We start from the raw sequence: 2,347 nt of genomic DNA, 5'->3' as shown, positions 1-2,347 counted from the left end.
ACTTGTTCAGGAGCAACATTGAGGATTTCTATCATTGCCCGATCTAAGGCAAATATATCTGATGCTGCTGCTAAAATTCCTAGTTGGCGAGGTTCACCATTGCTGGGGCCATTTCCTTCATGACCGATGATGCCATCTAATATGGTTAAGTTAGGGTTAATTGCCCTGGCAGTTTCTACTAACATTTCACCAAATCTATTTGCATCTTTTCCAGCTTCCATGTGCCACCAAGCTTTCATTTTACCGGGAACGCAACCAAACAAGTTTTTTACGCCCAGTGTTAATGTCAATTGCATGTGTGATTTCACTTTAGGTAAGTTAATCACTACATCTGCTTCCATTGCTTCTTTAGACAGTCGCAGATGGTTAAAATTGTCACTAATGGTTTGGTAACGCTGACCGTGAAAATCGATGATGGGAAGATTGAGTTCTTCTAAAATCGGCAGATAGCCATTTGCTATCGCTACGCCTCTGGCACTGCCAAAAGCAGGACTATCGCCCAAAAATGGCTTACCGCCAACTTCAATTACCATCTGGGCAACTTGATAAACTAGTTCAGCACGGGTGATACACTCTTTACCAGGACGTGAGCCTGTAAGTAGATTTGGTTTTAGTAAAACGCGATCGCCTTTTTTTACAAACGCTGCCATACCTCCAAAAGGTTCCAGCAGTGTAACTAAAGATTCTCGTAAAGCCTCTCGTTCGTAGGATATAGCCCGAATCAGACTGACAGATGGTTTTTGAGCCTGCATGGATAATAAATTACCAGTAATGAAGATATTCTTCTTTATACCAATTTTCTAAAATCTCGCGTACTAGCTTAACCTCTGCCGTAACCACAAAGCCAATAAAGGTAACGCCAGTTGATAACCCTGTTCAGCACTATAAATTAAACCTTTGTTCTGTAATCCAGTCAGCGATCCCTGTAGGCTACCACCTCTTGAAAGACCATGTTTTTGAATATATTCTTTACTTTGTGGTTTATCTGTAGGATCTAAAGCCAAAGATTCTAAAAGATGTACCTGATTTGCTGGCAATAACATGAGTAAAGATTCAAAAACTAAAGACAAGTCTTTCAGCAATCCTTCTATTGCCTGTTGCACTGCTGCTTCACTAATTAACCCATCAGGAAAAGAAAAACTTTGTAGGCGGCGAATTATTGCCATTGCGTCGCCAATATGTCCTTGAACAGCCTCTAAAAATAATTGTAGTGCTTGGGAGCGAGAATCAAATTTCATTCCTTGTATATGCAATATCTCCCTAGCCCACAATGCCAAAACGTCATTAGCTAAGGGGGCTAACTGTATAGTTTCTAGGGGATATGTCTCATCTGGATGATGGCTGATTTCAGCTATGGTTGCTACTAAGACATAACTGACATGAGTTTGTACATTGATTTCTCGCCTGAATGTGGCTTCCCACAAACCATTACGATCCCAAGAGCGAATGTGCGGAAAACTCTGCAAAATCAGCACTACCCGCTTATTTAAACCAATAGCCATAATTTGGAGCAAATTGAGCAAAATTTCAAATGCTTGCCATAACTGCTTTTGGTTCAGGGAACGCAATAACTTAAGTTTGCCTTCTGGATGAAAGACAAAAAACTCATTCCCAAAGTTGCTTACCCAGTCTTGAATTTGTGCTGTTTCCCAGTTTTGGCTAATTGTCTCTGTTAGCAGTAGGATAAATCGCTCTCCATCTGTAGCGCGGATGCAGTCTATCTCCAAGACGATCGCACCAACTTCTTGGGCAGCCCCTCGCACTAAAGTTCGTCGCCCACTACCAGGTACGCCAGTAATCAGCAAGTCTCCATCTTGGGCTAGTACTTCGACAATTCGCTGAAATTCTAGCGATCGCCCAACCAATTGTAAAGGAATAGACAAATCCAAATTCACCTAGTTTTTGTCCTTGGTTTTAATCCCCACTTAATGGCAAGCATACTCACTTGCGTGACTACTGAGCAAGCATTGAAAGTAATTATGATAATAGTCAATTTTTATTAGTGCTTATTTATATTTAGCACTAAAAATAAGTGCTAAATATAAATAAGCACTAAATCAAGGGGAATAAATATGGTACAGGCAGCATCTCCCATTGCATCCCAAGAAAAGCAATTCACCGTTTGGCATACTTTGGAAAATTCTGAAGCGATCGCTCGCTTGCATAGTGATGCTGAGAATGGTTTGAGTAGTGCAGTAGCCAAGCAGCTATTGTCTGAAGTGGGAGCAAACGAACTCACAGGCAAGAAAAGCAAACCTTGGTGGTTAAAATTTTTACTGCAATTTAACCAACCACTGCTGATTATTTTGTTGTGTGCGGGTTTAGTAAAGGCGCTAACTGGCAGCTT

3 protein-coding genes are annotated in these 2,347 nt (G+C 41.0%); 1 reads left to right on the top strand and 2 read right to left on the bottom strand.

Going from position 1 to position 2,347, the window contains the following annotated elements; all coding sequences use genetic code 11:
• Together VE944_RS11330 and VE944_RS11325 are read right to left on the bottom strand one after the other, a co-directional pair.
• Positions 1 to 752, bottom strand: a 752-nt coding sequence (locus tag VE944_RS11330) for a DUF362 domain-containing protein (protein ID WP_324976717.1), incomplete at its 3' end; no start/stop codon positions are given.
• A 63-nt stretch (positions 753 to 815) separates the two neighbouring features.
• A complete protein-coding gene (locus VE944_RS11325) occupies positions 816 to 1,895 on the bottom strand; it encodes an ATP-binding protein (protein ID WP_324976714.1) in 1,080 nt (359 codons plus the stop codon).
• Between the two features lie 177 nt (positions 1,896 to 2,072).
• Between VE944_RS11325 and VE944_RS11320 the strand changes: the two genes are divergently transcribed.
• On the top strand, positions 2,073 to 2,347 hold a 275-nt coding region (locus tag VE944_RS11320; protein ID WP_324976710.1), incomplete at its 3' end, for a cation-transporting P-type ATPase.

The organism is Nostoc sp. (genome assembly GCF_035638895.1).
Taxonomy (GTDB): Bacteria; Cyanobacteriota; Cyanobacteriia; order Cyanobacteriales; family Nostocaceae; genus Nostoc.
The sequence above is the reverse complement of the archived record's forward strand: the minus strand, read 5'-3'. Positions and strand labels throughout refer to the sequence as shown.